This window comes from Cellulosimicrobium sp. SL-1, from assembly GCF_011033075.1.
In the GTDB taxonomy this organism is placed as follows: domain Bacteria; phylum Actinomycetota; class Actinomycetes; order Actinomycetales; family Cellulomonadaceae; genus Cellulosimicrobium; species Cellulosimicrobium funkei.
Genome location: NZ_JAACJC010000005.1, coordinates 56,878 through 71,365, shown reverse-complemented (window position 1 = coordinate 71,365; position 14,488 = coordinate 56,878). Strand labels below are relative to the sequence as shown.

14 protein-coding genes and 1 other RNA gene are annotated in these 14,488 nt (G+C 76.1%); 6 read left to right on the top strand and 9 right to left on the bottom strand.

Features of this window, described 5'->3' with window-relative positions:
* Positions 1 to 6: 6 nt before the first annotated feature.
* From GWJ10_RS08805 to GWJ10_RS08790, 4 genes are read right to left on the bottom strand one after another with little or no spacing between them, the layout of a single operon-like run.
* On the bottom strand, positions 7 to 495 hold the full coding sequence (locus GWJ10_RS08805; RefSeq protein ID WP_206158382.1) for a VOC family protein: 489 nt from the start codon (positions 493 to 495) through the stop codon (positions 7 to 9).
* The gene (locus tag GWJ10_RS08800) at positions 461 to 1,366 is read right to left on the bottom strand and encodes a helix-turn-helix domain-containing protein (protein ID WP_206158381.1); all 906 of its coding nucleotides are present in this window, start codon (positions 1,364 to 1,366) and stop codon (positions 461 to 463) included. Before GWJ10_RS08800 ends, GWJ10_RS08805 begins: the two co-directional genes overlap by 35 nt.
* Positions 1,367 to 1,383: 17 nt before the next feature.
* A complete protein-coding gene (locus GWJ10_RS08795) occupies positions 1,384 to 3,096 on the bottom strand; it encodes a SulP family inorganic anion transporter (protein WP_163186924.1) in 1,713 nt (570 codons plus the stop codon).
* Positions 3,093 to 3,539, bottom strand: a complete 447-nt coding sequence (locus GWJ10_RS08790; protein WP_076405483.1) for a metalloregulator ArsR/SmtB family transcription factor — start codon at positions 3,537 to 3,539, stop codon at positions 3,093 to 3,095. The genes GWJ10_RS08795 and GWJ10_RS08790 overlap by 4 nt, the downstream gene beginning before the upstream one ends.
* Positions 3,540 to 3,629: 90 nt before the next feature.
* Between GWJ10_RS08790 and GWJ10_RS08785 the strand changes: the two genes are divergently transcribed.
* The 3 genes from GWJ10_RS08785 (at position 3,630) to GWJ10_RS08775 (ending at position 6,678) form a co-directional block, all read left to right on the top strand.
* A complete protein-coding gene (locus tag GWJ10_RS08785) occupies positions 3,630 to 4,607 on the top strand; it encodes a Nif3-like dinuclear metal center hexameric protein (protein WP_163186922.1) in 978 nt (325 codons plus the stop codon).
* 80 nt (positions 4,608 to 4,687) lie between these two features.
* Complete coding sequence (locus GWJ10_RS08780; protein ID WP_163186920.1) at positions 4,688 to 5,431, top strand: hypothetical protein; 744 nt, start codon at positions 4,688 to 4,690, stop codon at positions 5,429 to 5,431.
* Complete coding sequence (locus tag GWJ10_RS08775) at positions 5,428 to 6,678, top strand: bifunctional RNase H/acid phosphatase (RefSeq protein ID WP_163186918.1); 1,251 nt, start codon at positions 5,428 to 5,430, stop codon at positions 6,676 to 6,678. The genes GWJ10_RS08780 and GWJ10_RS08775 overlap by 4 nt, the downstream gene beginning before the upstream one ends.
* 57 nt (positions 6,679 to 6,735) lie before the next feature.
* Here GWJ10_RS08775 and GWJ10_RS08770 read toward each other — a convergent pair whose 3' ends face one another.
* Both GWJ10_RS08770 and yaaA read right to left on the bottom strand, forming a co-directional pair.
* On the bottom strand, positions 6,736 to 7,071 hold the full coding sequence (locus GWJ10_RS08770; RefSeq protein WP_163186917.1) for a TfoX/Sxy family protein: 336 nt from the start codon (positions 7,069 to 7,071) through the stop codon (positions 6,736 to 6,738).
* A gap of 104 nt (positions 7,072 to 7,175) precedes the next feature.
* Positions 7,176 to 8,018 carry a peroxide stress protein YaaA gene (yaaA, locus tag GWJ10_RS08765; protein WP_163186915.1) on the bottom strand — a complete coding sequence of 281 codons (843 nt, stop codon included), beginning with the start codon at positions 8,016 to 8,018 and terminating at the stop codon, positions 7,176 to 7,178.
* Positions 8,019 to 8,104: 86 nt separating this feature from the next.
* Here yaaA and GWJ10_RS08760 point away from each other — a divergent pair, with 86 nt between their 5' ends.
* On the top strand, positions 8,105 to 8,488 hold the full coding sequence (locus tag GWJ10_RS08760) for a tautomerase family protein (protein WP_163186913.1): 384 nt from the start codon (positions 8,105 to 8,107) through the stop codon (positions 8,486 to 8,488).
* A gap of 57 nt (positions 8,489 to 8,545) precedes the next feature.
* Here the strand turns inward: GWJ10_RS08760 and recQ are convergent, their stop codons facing one another.
* Positions 8,546 to 10,372: a DNA helicase RecQ gene (recQ, locus tag GWJ10_RS08755; protein ID WP_163186911.1), complete on the bottom strand. Its 1,827-nt coding sequence runs from the start codon at positions 10,370 to 10,372 to the stop codon at positions 8,546 to 8,548.
* Positions 10,373 to 10,440: 68 nt separating this feature from the next.
* Positions 10,441 to 12,519: an AAA family ATPase gene (locus GWJ10_RS08750; protein ID WP_163186909.1), complete on the bottom strand. Its 2,079-nt coding sequence runs from the start codon at positions 12,517 to 12,519 to the stop codon at positions 10,441 to 10,443.
* 118 nt (positions 12,520 to 12,637) lie between these two features.
* Between GWJ10_RS08750 and rnpB the strand changes: the two genes are divergently transcribed.
* Positions 12,638 to 13,051, top strand: an RNA gene (gene rnpB / locus GWJ10_RS08745) — RNase P RNA component class A.
* A gap of 130 nt (positions 13,052 to 13,181) precedes the next feature.
* Here rnpB and GWJ10_RS08740 read toward each other — a convergent pair.
* Positions 13,182 to 13,451 carry a ribbon-helix-helix domain-containing protein gene (locus GWJ10_RS08740; protein ID WP_163186907.1) on the bottom strand — a complete coding sequence of 90 codons (270 nt, stop codon included), beginning with the start codon at positions 13,449 to 13,451 and terminating at the stop codon, positions 13,182 to 13,184.
* A 218-nt stretch (positions 13,452 to 13,669) separates the two neighbouring features.
* On the opposite strand from GWJ10_RS08740, the gene thiD reads away from it, so the two are divergent.
* A complete protein-coding gene (gene thiD, locus GWJ10_RS08735) occupies positions 13,670 to 14,488 on the top strand; it encodes a bifunctional hydroxymethylpyrimidine kinase/phosphomethylpyrimidine kinase (protein WP_021483778.1) in 819 nt (272 codons plus the stop codon).

Genomic DNA, 14,488 nt, shown 5'->3' with positions numbered 1-14,488 from the left:
GCGTCGTCACCGCCGCGGCTCCCCGCGGTACGTGCCGAAGGACCAGAGGTTCCCCTCGGGGTCCCGGAGCACGAGCTCGCGGCTCCCGTAGTCCGTGTCCCGCAGCGGCACGACGACGCGACCGCCGGTACCCGGCACGCGCTCGCGCAGCCGGGCGTCGAGCGCCTCGATCGCGGCGTCGTCGGGCACGACGGCGTACGTGCCGCACGTCCCCGGCTCGCGCGACCACTCCCGCTCGGGGGAGTGGCTGCCGAGCATGATCCCGCCGCCGTACGGCCAGTCGAGCTGGGCGTGCGCGACGTCGCGGTCGTCGCCCGCCATGACGGCCGTCGCGACGAACCCGACGACGTCGGTGAGGAACACGACGAGCGCGCGGGCGTCGCGCGCCTGGAGGGTGGGCCAGACCTGGGGGCTCGGCGTCCCGGTCGGCGTCCCGGCCGCGTCGGCGGCGGGTGCGTGGTCAGTGGTGTCCCGGGTGCTCTCGTGGATGCTCATGGTCCCAGGCTGGGCCGTCGGTGTGGCCCCCGGCTTGGATGTTCCCGACCTCCTCCCGGACCCACCCGGTCGGGGTCGTACCGGCGAACCGCCGGAAGTTGCGCACGAGGTGGGAGTGGTCGGCGTACCCGGCGCTCGCGGCGACGTCCGCGAGCGTGCGGGGCCCGCGGCCGAGGGCGAGGCGCTGCACCGCGCGACGGGCGGCGTCGAACCGCGCGAGCCCGCGCGCCGCGCGCGGCGAGACCCCGAGCTCCGCCCGGAACAGCGTCTCCAGGCGGCGCTCGCCCAGCGCCACGTGGCGGGCCACGTCCCGGACCCGGGCGCGCCCGTGCGTGCGCACGAGCACGCGCCACGCCTCCGCGATCTCGGGGCGCACGCCGTCGCGCCGGGCGACGGAGCCACCTGGCATGACGCCCCCGGGCTGCGTGAGCGCCGCCCGCACGACGTCGAACGCCGCGGGCCACGAGCCCGCCTCGGCCACCTGCTCGCGCAACCGCTCGGCGACGGGCCCGAGCACCGCGTCCGCGTCCTCGACGAGCCCGAGCTCGCCGGCCCGGACGCCGAGCAGCTCCCGGCACGCGAGGGGGTCGAGGGCGAGCTGCACGCCCGCCTGCTCGGGCGGCTGGTGGATGTACGCGGGCCGCGTGTGCAGCCCGCCGACGAGCGAGGCGTAGCCCACCGGGGCGTCGTCCGGCCCGACCGCCGTCGGCACGGCGCCCGCGGTGCTCACGACGAGCGTGAGCCACGGCGACGGCAGGCCGCGGTGGACGGACGGCGTGCCGTCCGTCGTCGCGGTCCGCAGGCGGTATCCGACCATCGACACGACGCCGGGCGGCAGCGCCCGCGGCAGGGCTCGCACGTACTCGTGCACGGCTCCAGGCTAGGCACTCACGTCGCGGGTCGCAGACCGCGCACCTGCGGGACGTCGGTGCCGGTGGCCGCGCGGCGCACGTGGGAGCGCGCGTGCTCGACGGCGTCGTCGAGCGTGTCGAACAGGTGGTTCTCGTGCCGGAGCTCGGCGAGCGCGCCGACGTTCGTGAGCAGCGCGCGGTGCCGGTCCTGGACGCCCTTGACGAGGACGGTCACCCCGCGCGCCTCGAGGCCCTCGATGAGCCCGCCGAGCGCCTTCGCCCCGGTCGCGTCGACCATGCGGAGCTGGGAGAGCCGCAGGACGACCACGGCGACGTCCTCGTGCGCCGAGGCGTCGGTCACCTCGGCGAGCACGCGGTCGGCGGCACCGAAGAACATGGACCCCTCGAGCCGGAAGAGCGCGACGTGCTCGTCGCCCGGCTCGGCGGGGCCGGGCAGCGGCTCGCGGTGGACCCCGGAGGCGCGGGCGACGGTCCGCAGCGCGAAGAACGCGGCGACGAGGATGCCGATCTCGACGGCCTGCACGAGGTCGAACGCGACGGTGACGACGGCAGTCACGGCGAAGGTCGCCGCGCTGGAGCGACCGGCCCCGACGACGGAGCGGATCGTGCGCCCGCCGATCATCCGGAAGCTCGTCACCATGAGGACGCCGGCGAGCGCGGCGAGCGGGATCCGCGAGACCGGGCCGGTGGCGAGGTACATGACCGCGAGGATCACGACCGCGTGCACGACGGCGGAGAGCCGCGTCCGGGCGCCGGAGCGCACGTTGACCGCGGTGCGGGCGATGGCCCCCGTGGCGGGCATGCCGCCGAAGAGGCCGCTGGCGACGGAGGCGGCGCCCTGGCCGACGAGCTCCCGGTCGGGCTGGTAGACGGAACCGCCGCCCGGCCCGGACTGGACCATGGTCGCTGCGACGCGCGCGGACAGCAGGGACTCGATCGCGGCGAGCGCGGCGATGGCGAGCGCGGCGCCGCCGAGGTCGCGCAGCGCGCCGGGCGTGACCGACGGCAGGACGGGCGCGGGCAGCGACGACGGCAGCGCACCGATGCGCGGGACGGGCGCGCCGAGCACCTCGACGAGGACGGTGGCGAGCACGACCGCGACGAGCGACGCGGGGATCCCCGCGTGGAGCCGGGGGAGCAGCACCATGGTCGCGGCGACGAGCGCGACGCAGCCGAGCGTCCACAGCACCGGGGCGGCGGGGACGTCGGTGACGGCGGCGCGCACGGCCTCCACGGCGGACACGAGGGTGTTGTGGCCGGGCGCGACCTCGACGCCGACCGCGGCCGGGACCTGCTGGAGGAAGATGATGCACGCGATCCCGAGCGTGAACCCCTCGACGACCGGCCACGGGATGTACGTGACGACGCGCCCGAGCCGGGCGAGCCCGGCGACGAGGACCACGAGCCCGGCGAGGACGGTGACGAGCGCGACGGAGCCCGGACCGTGCGCGACGACGACCGGCGCGAGCACGACCGCCATCGCCCCGGTCGGTCCGGACACCTGGTGGTTCGACCCGCCGAGGACCGCCGCGACGACGCCGGCGACGACGGCGGTGACGAGCCCGGCGGCGGCCCCGACGCCGGAGCTGACGCCGAACGCGAGCGCGAGCGGGAGCGCGACGACGCCCACGGTGACGCCGGCGAGGAGGTCGGCGCGCAGGGTCCGGGGGCGCAGGTCGTAGTCGGAGCGGCGGGGCAGCAGGTCGCGGACGGCGGCGAGGCGGTTCATGCCGAGGGGGACGACGCCGTGGTCGCGTCGAGCACCGCGCGCGCGGTCGCGCCGGGCAGGGCCGGGAGCCGCCGCGCGGCCTCGAGCTGGTCGGACGCGCCGGCGAGGTTCGACAGGAGGAACGCCCGCGCGACGACGAGCAGCTCGGCGACGAGCGGCTCGGCGAGGCGGTACTCGACGGCGTTCCCGCTGCGCGTCGAGGTGACGACGCCTGCCCGGCGCAGCACCGCGAGGTGCTGGGAGAGCTGGGACGCCTCGCACCCGGTGACGTCGAGCAGCACGGAGACGGGCGCGGTGTGGTCGGCGTCGGCGGCGAGGACCTCGAGCACCTGGATTCGCGTGGGGTGCGCGAGGCACCGGAAGAGCTCGGCCTTGATGCGGTAGAGGGGGGCGGTCTCGTCGGTGCCGGGGGCGCCGTCGTCGGGTCGGGGTGGGCGGGGCACGGGTCCTCCGGGCTGCGGGATGATGGCTTGCGCAATCCATCAAACCATGGCGAGCGGCGTCCGGCGGCCCGCCCGGGATAGCCTGCCGCCATGACCGCCGCGCCCGACCCGAGCACCGACACGCCTCCTGCGGACCCGGCGGCCGAGGGCGCGGGGCACCCGACGCTCGGCCGCGTCGTGCGGACGCTGGACGAGCTGTACCCGCCGTCGACGGCGGAGGACTGGGACGCCGTCGGCCTGGTCGCCGGGGACCCGGACGCGCCCGTGCGCAAGGTGCTGCTCGCCGTCGACCCCGTCGAGGAGGTCGCGGACGAGGCGCTGGCCTGGGGTGCCGACGTCCTCGTGACGCACCACCCCCTGTTCCTGCGGCCCGTGCACTCCGTCGCCGCGACGACCTTCAAGGGCTCGCTCGTGCACCGCCTCATCCGGGGCGGCTGCGCGCTGTACGTCGCGCACACCAACGCCGACGCCGCGCAGCGCGGGGTCGCGGACGCCCTCGCCGACGCGCTCGACCTCCTGCACCGCGTCCCCCTCGTGCCGCACCCCGCGCCGTCGCCGCACGAGGCGGCGCGCACCGGCACCGGCCGCGTGGGCCGGCTCGCGGAGCCGACGACGTTGCGCGCGTTCGCGCAGCGCGTCGCGCAGGTGCTGCCTCCGACGGTGCAGGGCGTCCGCGTGGCGGGCGACCTCGACGCGCGCGTCGAGTCGGTGGCGGTCGTGGGCGGGTCCGGCGACTCGCTGTTCGACGCCGTGCGCGCGAGCGGGGCCGACGTCTACCTCACCTCCGACCTGCGCCACCACCCCGTGTCCGAGCTGCGCGAGCGCGCGCGGCTCGACGGCGGCGAGGCGGGGACGCCGTTCCTCGTCGACGTGCCGCACTACGCCTCGGAGTGGCCGTGGCTCCGCTACGCTGCCGAGGACCTCGTGCGCGTCCTCGCGCGCTCCGGCGCGGCCGTGGAGACGCGGGTCAGCACGCTCGTCACCGACCCGTGGACGGCGCGGTTCCCGTCCGCACCCGCCGACCCCACAGCCGACGCCGGACCGCCCCACGCCACGGCGCAGGGCTGACGCCCGCCGCGCGTCGACCCCCACCCGTCCCCACCGACCCGCACGCCGGCCCCGTCCGGGGCCCACGAAAGGAACCACCCGTGGCCACTGCACCGCCCGCCGACCAGCTCCGCCTGCTCGACGTCCAGGAGCTCGACACGCGTGCCCAGCAGCTCGCGCACCAGCGCAAGAACCTGCCGGAGCACACGCGCATCGCCGAGCTCGACGCCCAGCTCGAGGACCTGCGCGGCAAGCTCGTGGAGTCGCGGACCGCGGTGAGCGACCTCCGGCGCGAGCTGACCAAGGCCGAGGGCGACGTCGAGCAGGTGCGGACGCGCGCCGCGCGTGACCAGTTCCGCCTGGACTCCGGCCAGGTCGGGGCGAAGGACGCTCAGGCGCTCGTCGCCGAGCTCGAGTCGCTCGCGCGAAGGCAGGGCGTCCTCGAGGAGGTCGAGCTCGACGTCATGGAGCGGCTCGAGGCGCACGAGGAGGCCCTCGCGAAGCTCGAGTCGGCGCACGCCGAGCTCGAGTCCGCCAAGGCCGAGGTCGTGGCCGCGCGCGACGCCCGGTACGCCGAGCTCGACGCCGAGGCCGCGCAGGTCGCGGGGCGGCGCACGGACGCCGTCGCCGGTCTCGACGCGGGCCTGCTCGCGCTCTACGAGCGCGTGCGCGACCAGAACGGCGGCCGCGGCGTCGTCGCGCTGCGCGGCCAGCACGTCGACGGGCTCAACGTCTCGCTGAGCCCGGCCGAGCTCGCGGCGATCACGTCGGCCGCGCCCGACCAGGTGGTGCGGCTCGAGGACTACGGCCACATCGTGGTGCGGCCGGAGGGCGCCGGCGCGTGAGCGGCACCAGCGGTCGGCAGCTCGTCGTCGAGGCCGACGGCGGCTCACGCGGCAACCCGGGGCCCGCGGGCTTCGGGGCGCTCGTGCGCGACGCCGCGACCGGCCAGGTGCTCGCCGAGCGGGCCGCGTACCTCGGGACGACGACGAACAACGTCGCCGAGTACTCGGGCCTCGTCGCCGGGCTGCGCGCCGCCGCGGAGATCGACCCGGACGCGCGCGTGACGGTCCGGATGGACTCGCGGCTCGTCGTCGAGCAGATGTCGGGGCGCTGGCAGATCAAGCACGACGACATGCGCCGCCTGGCGGCCGAGGCCGCGGCGGTGCTCCCCGCCGCGCAGGTCACGTACGAGTGGGTGCCGCGCGCGCAGAACGCGGCGGCCGACGCCCTGGCCAACGAGGCGATGGACACCCGCGGGACCGTCGTGCGCGACCTCGACCCCGCGGACCCGTCCTCGGGTGCAGCAGCCGACCCCGCGGCCGAGACCGCGCCCGTCCCCGTGGACGGGGCGACCCTCCCCGCCGTCCCCGAGGGCGCGGCGCTCGACACGCCCGCTCGGCCGTCGGGCGCCACCGTCCGGTTCGACGACGCGCCCGCGCTCACGGTCGTGCTCGTGCGCCACGGCCAGACGCCGCTCACCGTCGCGGGCGCGTTCAGCGGCTCGTCGGTCCCGGGGCCGTCGCTCACCGCGCGCGGCCGGACCCAGGCCGCGCAGGCCGCGGACCTGGTGTTCCGGATCGGTCGTCAGGCGTGGCCCGACCTGCCGCGCCCGTCGGCCGTCGTCTCCTCGCCCATGGTCCGGGCCCAGGAGACCGCGCGCGCCGTCGGCCGCCGCCTCGGGGTGCCCGTGACGACGGACGACCGGTTCGCCGAGGTGGACTTCGGCGCGTGGGAGGGGCTCACGGCCGCGGAGGTGGACGCCGGGTGGCCCGGCCTCCTGCCCGCCTGGTACACGACCGGGACGACGCCGGCCCCGCGCGGCGAGTCCGCCGCCGACGTCGGCGTGCGCGTCCGGCAGGGGCTGTGCGACCTCGTCGACACCATGCTGCCGGGTGCCGGACCCGCGGGCCGCACCGTCGTCGTCGTGGGCCACGCCGTCCAGGTGCGGGCCGCGATCGGGACGGCCGTGGACGCGCCGCCCGAGCAGTGGTCGCGCATCCGTGTCCCTCCGGCGTCGGTGAGCATCCTGCGGCTGTGGGCCGACGGCATGAGCGAGCTCACGGCCCAGGGCGTCCCGAGCGACCTCTGACCCGGCCGAGGTAGAGGCCTGGTAGCGCGAAGTAGAGGCATGGTCGTGACCAGGCCTCTACTTCGGCGGCCTCGGACGCGCGGTGCGGGCGACCTGGAGACCGGTCTCCACCCAGGCGTCGAGCTCGCGCGTGTCCGCCAGGCGCGGACCGTCGACGACGACCCACCCCGCCATCGTGCGGGTGCCCATCGTCATCGGCCGGGCGCCGCGCTCCAGGGCGGCGGTGCGTCCGCCCGTCCCGACCCGCACCATGAGGGCGTCGCCGGTGATCGCGACCGCCATGCGCCCGTCGACGAGGAACGCGAGCCCGCCGAACACCGTCCGCTCCTCGAACGGGGCGCGGGGCGCCAGCACCGCGCGGACGCGGTCGGCGAGGTCCTGGCTGACGGCCATGGGTCCACTGTGGACCCCTGCCCGTCCCGGCGCAGTGGCACGCGGCACCGGCCCGGGCCGACAACCGCGCCGGACCGCTCGCCCGGACCGCTCGCCTGGACCGCTCAGGCGATGACGAGCTCGAGCGTCCGCGGGCCGCTGCGCGTCGTGGCGTCGTGCAGGGTCGCCTCGATCAGCCGGTAGGTGAGGCCCGAGCCGACCTCGGTCCCGATCACCGTGCCGACGAGCTCGCGCGCGGCGTCCAGCAGCCCGGCCGCGGACGACGGCGCCGCCGCCTCCCGGCGCACGAGGTGCCCGGCGAGCACGCCGCGCGTGTGCTTGGCGTTGTGCGAGACGACGGTGCGCTTCCCGGCGTGCTCGCGCACGACCCGCACCGCGACCCACTCGGCCGCCGGCGGGCCGGACGTCCGCGGCTTCCACGCGCCCACGTACGTCGCGGACCGGCAGTCGACGACGACGTCGCCCGCGGCCCGCTCGTCGAGCACGGGGGCGAGGTGGGGTCGCCACGCCGTGGCGAGCTTCCCGACGCCCGGCAGGTCCACCGCCATGGAGAGCCGGTACGCCGGGACCCGGTCGGCAGGGGAGAGGGTGCCCCACAGCCCCGACACGACGCGCACGTCCTCGCGGGCCCGACGCGCGGGCTCCCCGCCCGCGGCGAGCGCCCCCGCGAGGTCCGCGGCGCCGTACAGCACGCCCGTGTACACGTCGGCCGCCGGACCGGCCGGGGCCGAGCGCAGCACGGTGTTGCGTCGCACCTCCTCGGCGAGCCCCGGCGTCGTGCCCAGGACCTCGTGGGCGTCCGGCCGGGCGCTCGCGGCGGCGAGCGCGTCGAGGACCGTCACGCGGTGCGCGGTGAGCGCGGGGGAGGTCAGGGTGTCGAGGTCGACGGGCGGGGCGCCGTCGGGCGCGGGGGTCTTGCCCTCGGACGGGGGGAGCAGCACGAGCACCGGGTCACTCTACGAGCGCGCGCGACGTCGCCGTCGCGGGTGACCGGGGCCGACGGCGTGGGGTGCGTCACGGCTACGCTCGCCCGATGGCCCAGGTGAAGATCTACGGACGGCGCAGCGTGTGGGGCGCGCGGCGGACGGAGTTGTCCGACGCGCTGCACGACGCGCTCGTGCGCGCGTGGCAGCTCCCGCCGGACAAGCGGTTCCACCGCTTCCTGCTCCTGGACGACGACGACCTGGTCGCCCCGCGCTCGGACGGGTACCTCGTCGTCGAGGTCGTCTGCTTCACGGGCCGCACGCGCGAGGCCAAGCGCGCGCTGGTCGCGGCGCTGTACGAGGACGTCGCGCCCGCCCTCGGCCTGACGGCGGACGACGTGGAGCTTGTGATCCTCGAGAGCCCGCGCGAGAACTGGGGCATCCGCGGCGTCAGCGGCGACGAGCTCGCGCTGTCGTACCGCGTCGACGTCTGACACGGTCGTCCGCTGCCGAGGGCGGCGGGGGACGGTCCGAGACCGGTGTGCGGCCGCTCAGCCTGCCTCGGCGACGACGGCCAGCACCGCGTCTCCGTACCGGGCGAGCTTGTTCTCGCCGACGCCGCTCACCAGCGCGAGCCGCTCGAGCGAGCCGGGCCGGGCGGTCGCGATCCCGCGGAGCGTCGCATCACCGAACACGATGTACGCGGGCACGCCCTGGGTCTTCGCCTCGCCCGCCCGCCAGGCGCGCAGCGCCTCGAAGAGCGGGACGTCGGCCTCGGCCAGCTCGGCGGCGGCCGCCTTCCGTCCCTTCGCCGCGCGTGCCGGACGCGCCGGCTCGTGCCGCATCCGGACTTCGCGGCGCCGGGCCAGGACCTCCCCGCTCGCCGCGGTGAGCACGAGCGTCCCGTGCGCGCCCTCGACGGTGAGCAGCCCCTGGGCGAGGAGCTGGCGCACCACGGCCCGCCACTCGTTCTCGGAGAGGTCGTCCCCGACCCCGAACACCGACAGCTCCTGGTGCCGGAACCGTCGGACCTTCTCCGTGTCCCGGCCGAGGAGGATGTCGACGACCTGCCCGACGCCGAAGCGCTGCCCGCGCTCGCGGTCCAGGCGGAACACCGTCGAGAGCACCTTCTGCGCGGCGACCGTCCCGTCCCAGGCCTCGGGCGGGGCGAGGCACGTGTCGCACGACCCGCAGGCCCCCGGGTGCTCCTGGCCGAAGTAGGCGAGGAGCTGGGCGCGGCGGCACTCCACGGTCTCGCAGAGGGCGAGCATCGCGTCCAGGTGCCGGCCCAGGTTGCGCCGGTGCGCGGCGTCGCCGTCGGACGTCTCGATGAGCTTGCGCTGCTGCACGACGTCGGCGAGGCCGTAGGCCAGCCAGGCGGTGGACGGCAGGCCGTCACGCCCCGCGCGTCCTGTCTCCTGGTAGTACCCCTCGACGGACTTGGGCAGGTCGAGGTGGGCGACGAACCGGACGTCGGGCTTGTCGATGCCCATGCCGAAGGCGATCGTCGCGACCATGACCAGGCCGTCCTCGCGCAGGAACCGGGACTGGTTCGCGGCGCGCACCGACGCGGTGAGCCCCGCGTGGTAGGGCAGCGCCTGGATCCCGTTCTCGACGAGCGTCGCGGCGGTCCTCTCGACCGACGCGCGCGAGAGGCAGTAGACGATCCCCGCCTCCCCGGCGTGCTCGGTGCGCAGCAGGTCGAGCAGCTGCTTCTCGGGCCGGTCCTTGGGCACGATCCGGTAGGTGATGTTGGGGCGGTCGAAGCTGGAGACGAAGTGCCGTGCGCCCTCCAGGTCGAGGCGCTGGGCGATCTCGGCCCGCGTCGCGGCCGTCGCCGTCGCGGTCAGCGCGATGCGCGGGACGGACGGCCAGCGCTGGTGCAGCACCGACAGCTCGAGGTAGTCCGGCCGGAAGTCGTGGCCCCACTGGGACACGCAGTGCGCCTCGTCGATCGCGAAGAGCGCGATCGGCGTCCTGTCGAGCAGGTCGAGGGTGGCGCGGCTGCGGAGCCCCTCCGGCGCCACGTAGAGCAGGTCGAGCTCACCCGCCACGAGCGCGCGCTCCACGGCGCGGCGGTCCTCCGAGGACAGCGTGGAGTTGAGGAACGCGGCGCGGACGCCGAGCGCCGCGAGGGCGTCCACCTGGTCCTGCATGAGGGCGATGAGCGGGGAGACCACGACGCCGGTCCCCGGACGGACCAGGGCGGGGACCTGGTAGCACAGCGACTTGCCCCCGCCGGTCGGCATGAGCACCAGGGCGTCGCCGCCGTTGACGACGGTGTCGATGACGGCCGCCTGCTCACCCCGGAACGCGTCGTACCCGAACACCCGCCGGAGCACGTCGAGCGCGGGATCGGTCGCAGTCGCTGTGGCCACCCGGGCACCCTACCGAGGAGTGCCGATACGACGGTCCCGGCGCGTCCGCGCCACCACCGAGGCGCCCGTCACGGGCGGCGGAGCTCGGCGGGCAGGTCGTCCCGGTGGCGGACGGCGAGGGACGTCACCGCGCGGGTCAGGCAGACGTACAGCCGTCGCAGCCCCGTGACCCGGTCCGGCTCGCCCCGGACGACGCCCTCCGGGTCGTCCAGCACGACGTGGTCGAACTCCAAGCCCTTCGCGAGCGACGCGGGCACCAGGTCGAGGCGCGCGTCGAACTCGACCGCGCCGTCGTCGTCCGACGCCTCGCCGACGACCGCGAAGGCGAGGCCCGCCGCGGCGAGCGCCGCGCGCGCGGCGTCCGTGCCGGCGTCGGGCACGATCAGCCCGACCGACCCCTCCCGGGCGAGCGCCGTGCGGACCAGGTCCACGACCGGCCTCGTGGTGAGGACGAGCTCGCCCCGCGCCCGGCGGACGGCGACCGGCGGGTCGAGGTCCGGCGCGATCGAGGGCAGCAGGCGGGCCGCGTACTCGATGACGTCGCCGGGGACGCGGAAGCCCGCGGTGAGCTGCTCCACGTGGCCGTCGGGCTTGCCGAGGTGCGTCAGCGCGTCGGTCCACGAGGAGACCCCCCACGGCGTCGTCGCTTGGGCCAGGTCGCCCAGCACCGTCAGCGAGCCGGTGCGCGCCCGGCGCCCGAGAGCGCGCAGCATCATCGGCGAGAGGTCCTGCGCCTCGTCCACCACGACGTGCGCGACCGACGCCCCGCGGGCCAGCAGGTCCGCGATCTCGTCGAGCAGGACGAGGTCGGCCAGCGTCCAGCGAGCCGTGCCCGGCGTCCGGGACGGTCGGGCCGGGCGCAGCAGCTCCTGCTCCGCCGCGGAGAGGACGCCGTCGGCGCTCGCGGCGAGGAACGCGGGGTCGACGAGGAGCCGGTGCAGCAGCGCCGTCGGCGTGACCTTCGGCCACACCGCGGCGGTGTAGTCCCGGACCGGGCGCGTGCGCGCGAGCGCGTCCCACGCCCGCTCGTCGAGCGCCTCGCCCGACTCCTCGATCTGCACGAGGATCCGGTGCGCGAGCGCGTGCCGCAGGTGGTCGCGACCGGCGTCGAAGCGCGGCCCCCGGCCGACCACCTGCGCCACGCACTCGCGTGCCTCGTACGCGGCGACGCGCCAGCGGCGCGCACCGCGCGGCAGCACGAGCGCCTCGGACGGATCGACGAGGTGCGACCACACGGCGCGTCGGAGCACCTCGGCCAGGCGCCCGTCGCCCTTGAGCCGGGCGACCTCCGCGGGCTCCGTGCCGCGCAGGCGGCCGTGCGCCGTGACGATCTCCTCGACGGTGGTCTGGGTCGCGTCGACCTCGCCGAGCGCGGGCAGCACGTCGCGGATGTACCGCAGGAAGCTCGCGTTGGGCCCGACGACGGTCATCCCGGCGCGGCTCACCCGCTCGCGGTGGGAGTACAGCAGGTACGCGGCGCGGTGCAGCCCGACGGCGGTCTTGCCGGTGCCGGGCGCGCCCTGCACGACGACGGTCCGGTCGAGCCCGCTGCGCACGATGACGTCCTGCTCGGGCTGGATGGTGGCGACGATGTCGCGCATCGGCCCGGTGCGGGGCCGCTCGATCTCGGCCTCGAGGATCGCGGAGAGCTCCGCACCGGGACCCGGGGCGGTGAGCGTCTCGTCCTCGAAGCCGGTGAGGGCACCACGCTGGAAGCCGTAGCGACGGCGGACGGCGACCCCCATCGGCTCCGTGCGGGTTGCGCGGTAGAAGGGCGTGCTCACCGGGGCGCGCCAGTCGACGACGAGCGGGTCGCCCTCGGGGTCCGAGACGTGGCGGCGGCCGATGTGGAAGACCTCGGCGGGCTCGTGGCCGGTGCCGTCGAGGTCGATGCGTCCGAAGAAGAGCGGGGCCTCGGGGTCGTCGGCGAGCTGGGCGAGCCGACGGGCGAGCGCCGCCTCGAGGTACTCGGCGCTGACCCGGTCTCCCGCGAGCGCGTCGAGCGACCCCGCCCGCTCGCGCATGCGGGCGAGCTGCCTGCGGGCGTCGGCGAGGAACTCCTGCTCCCGGGCGAGCTCGGCCGACGTGTCGGTGGCGGGTGCCGCGCTCGGGGCGTCGGGGGCGGACGGTTCGGCGGTGGCGGGCACGACAGACCTCCGGGAGCAGGCTTCGAGGGGGGCGGGCCATCTTACGGGCCATGACCCGCCGGCGGGCCGGTCGCTGGTCCGCCGAGCCGCCCGGGAGCGGTAGCCTTGCTGGCGCGGACGAGTCGGTCGGACGGTCGCGTCGGGAGGCCTCGTGCCTCCCGCCGAGGAACGTCCGGGCTCCGAAGGGCAAGGTGGTGGGTAACGCCCACCCGGGGTGACCCGCGGGACAGTGCCACAGAGAACAGACCGCCGCGTCGGGAAGGGCTCCGGCCCCGACCGGTGCGGTAAGGGTGAAACGGTGGTGTAAGAGACCACCAGCGGACCGGGTGACCGGTCCGGCTCGGTAAACCCCACCTGGAGCAAGGTCAGACAGACTGTGTCTGAGGGCTGCCCGCCCGATTCTCCACGGAGAAGCACAGTCGGGTAGACCGCTCGAGCCCTGCGGCGACGCAGGGCCTAGATGGATGACCGTCGCCCGCGCGAGGGTGACCTCGCGCGGGAACAGAACCCGGCGTACAGACCGGCTCGTCCGCATCTCACCACCCGACCTGGGGCGTCGCAGGAGGGCTCTCCTCGGTCTGCACGAGGACCACGAGACGGCTGGGGGTCTACTTCGGCGGGTCGGTCCCGCGTGTCGCGGTTCCGTACGGGCTCGTGAAGCTTCACGCGACGTGGGCCCAGGCGCGGACGGCGGCGCGGATCGTCTCCGACTCGTTCGCCAGACCCTCTCGCTCGGCGCGCTCCCGGAGCGCGGTCAGGGTCTGCTCGTCGAGGCGGACGGTGACGGGCTTGCCGGGGCCGTCGCCGGCCGTGGGGCGGCCACGGCGGCGCGTGCGGAGAGCGGGCAGGTCGTATCCGGCCTCGTCGGCCCATGCCCGGGTCTGCTCGTCGGGGACCGGCTTGCCGTGGATGGTGCGCTGCTCCTCGCTCACAGGAATGACGTACACGAAAATGTGTGCGGCGGTCAGTCCGTCGCGGGGGCGCCGGGCCGCGGCGCCCGCGGGGCGGCGGGACGGCGTGAGAGACGCGGTGCGGAGTTAGGCTGTCGTGCCGCACCCGCCGCGGAGCCGCCGGTCCGCCGGCGCGTCCGCCCGCCTCTCCCGGGACCACCGGGAGGACGGGCCCCGTCCTACTCGTGCCGAGGAGCACCATGTCGCACCACGACTCGCACACGCCTCCGCTCGCCTACGTCATCGCCGGTTCCGAGGCCACCGGCGGCGCCGGCATCCAGGCCGACCTGAAGACGTTCCAGGAGCTCGGTGCCTACGGCGTCGGCACGCTCACGTGCATCGTCTCGTTCGACCCGAAGAACGACTGGGGCCACCGCTTCGTCCCCGTGGACCCGCAGGTGATCGCCGACCAGTTCGAGGCGGCGACGGTCACGCACGAGCCCTCGGTCGTGAAGATCGGCATGCTCGGCACGCCCGCGACGATCGACGTCGTCGCCGAGTCGCTGCGCTCGCGCACGTGGGAGCACGTCGTGCTCGACCCGGTCCTCATCTGCAAGGGCCAGGAGCCCGGTGCCGCCCTCGACACCGACACGGCGCTGCGCGCGCAGGTCCTCCCGCTCGCGACCGTCGTCACGCCCAACCTCTTCGAGACGCGCACGCTCGCGGGCGTCGAGTCGATCGAGACGGTCGAGGAGCTGGTCGAGGCGGCGCGCAAGGTCCAGGCGCTCGGCCCGCGCGCCGTCGTCGCGAAGGGCGGCGTCGAGCTCCCCGGTCCCGACGCGGTCGACGTCCTGGTCGACGGCGACGAGGTGCACGTGCTGCGCACCCCGAAGATCGGCGAGGAGCGCGTGAGCGGGGCCGGCTGCACGTTCGCCGCCGCGATCACCGCGGAGCTCGCGAAGGGCGCCTCGGTGCTCGACGCCGCGCGCGTCGCCAAGGACGTCGTCACCGCCTCCATCGAGGACCGCGTGGCCTCGAACGCGCCGTTCGACGCGGTGCGGGTCGGCGCGCGCCGCTGA

Excerpts from the sequence above, each read along its gene's own strand:
- thiD (WP_021483778.1), top strand. The coding sequence starts at position 13,670 with ATGTCGCACCACGACTCGCACACGCCTCCGCTCGCCTACGTCATCGCC.
- GWJ10_RS08805 (WP_206158382.1), bottom strand. The coding sequence starts at position 495 with ATGAGCATCCACGAGAGCACCCGGGACACCACTGACCACGCACCCGCC.
- GWJ10_RS08760 (WP_163186913.1), top strand. The coding sequence starts at position 8,105 with ATGGCCCAGGTGAAGATCTACGGACGGCGCAGCGTGTGGGGCGCGCGG.
- GWJ10_RS08795 (WP_163186924.1), bottom strand. The coding sequence starts at position 3,096 with ATGAACCGCCTCGCCGCCGTCCGCGACCTGCTGCCCCGCCGCTCCGAC.
- GWJ10_RS08770 (WP_163186917.1), bottom strand. The coding sequence starts at position 7,071 with ATGGCCGTCAGCCAGGACCTCGCCGACCGCGTCCGCGCGGTGCTGGCG.
- GWJ10_RS08785 (WP_163186922.1), top strand. The coding sequence starts at position 3,630 with ATGACCGCCGCGCCCGACCCGAGCACCGACACGCCTCCTGCGGACCCG.